Origin of the sequence: Virgibacillus aidingensis, assembly GCF_010994035.1 — a bacterium.
Classification (GTDB): Bacteria; Bacillota; Bacilli; order Bacillales; family Amphibacillaceae; genus Virgibacillus_N.
Genome location: NZ_WIXN01000049.1, coordinates 1 through 1,240 on the forward strand (window position 1 = coordinate 1; position 1,240 = coordinate 1,240).

The 1,240-nt window shown below is 40.8% G+C and carries 1 protein-coding gene; it reads right to left on the reverse strand.

Annotation, left to right across the window (positions count from 1 at the left end; genetic code table 11):
- On the reverse strand, positions 1 to 1,203 hold a 1,203-nt coding region (locus GHD25_RS19760), incomplete at its 3' end, for an IS256 family transposase (protein ID WP_164220069.1).
- Between the last annotated feature and the right edge of the window lie 37 nt (positions 1,204 to 1,240).

Here is a 1,240-nt window from a genome sequence, read left to right on the forward strand (position 1 = left end):
TTCATGGAGGAGAAGTTGGTTCATAACCATTGACCAGTTTTGGATATGGCCACCTTCCCATTTTTTCTCGAGTTCAGTCACTCGTAAATATAAGACTTTTAAAAGGGCGTTCTCATTGGGGAAGGCTCCTTTTTTGGTTACTTTGCGGAAGCTGGAGTGAATACTCTCAACCGCATTGGTTGTGTACATCACTTTACGGATTGCACTTCCATAATCATAGAGTTGCTCAACATGTTGAAAGTTCCTTATCCAAACATCGATTGCCCCTGGATAAGCTGCCCATTGTTGTTTAAAGGATTCAAATGCACTGTGGCAGGCTTTTAGGCTTGGTGCACCATACACTTTTCTTAATGCCTTGGTAAAGGCTTTATAATCTTTGCTTGGTACGTATTTGACAGAATTACGGATTAAATGGACCATGCAGCGTTGAACGATAACGTTAGGGAAAATGGCACGTGCTCCTTCCTCTAAGCCACTCACACCATCCATGGAGATAAAGAAAATATCCTCCACACCTCTCGCTTTGATTTCATCAAAGATTTGCATCCATTTATGTTTGCTTTCTGTCTCATTCAGCCATAACCCCAGAATTTCTTTTTTTCCTTCCATCGTGTAGCCAAGAATGGTATAAACAGCATATTTCTTTGTCTCATATTCATTTCGGATGGTTGTGTACATGCAATCTACAAACACAAATGCATAGCAGCTGCTCAGTGGTCTTGTCTGCCATTCATCTAACTCAGGAAGCACATTATCGGTAATGTCAGATATCATTTCATGAGACACCGAAAATCCATAGATATCCTCAATAGTTGAAGAAATATCCCGCTGGGACATCCCGCGAGCGTACATGGAGATCACCTTATTCTCGATAGCTGACACGTCTTTTCTTCGCTTCGGAATAAGTTTGGGTTCAAATGAACCATCACGATCACGTGGTACATTAATAGCTACTTCACCCGTACTGGTTTTTAACGATTTCTTGCCATAACCATTGCGCCTGTTTTCTGTATTCTTCTCGCTTTTGTCATTTGATTCATAACCTAAATGGTGATTCATCTCGCCTTTAAGCATCGTTTCAAACATCGGTCCAAAAATCTCTCTAAGTGCATCCTGCATATCTTCAACAGACTCCGGTTGATACTCCTCAATTATCCGGTTAGCTAGATCAACTGACTTCGACTCCCGTTTTTGCTTGGCCAATAGAATAACCTCCTGTTTGAATTATTTTAATTGTAAC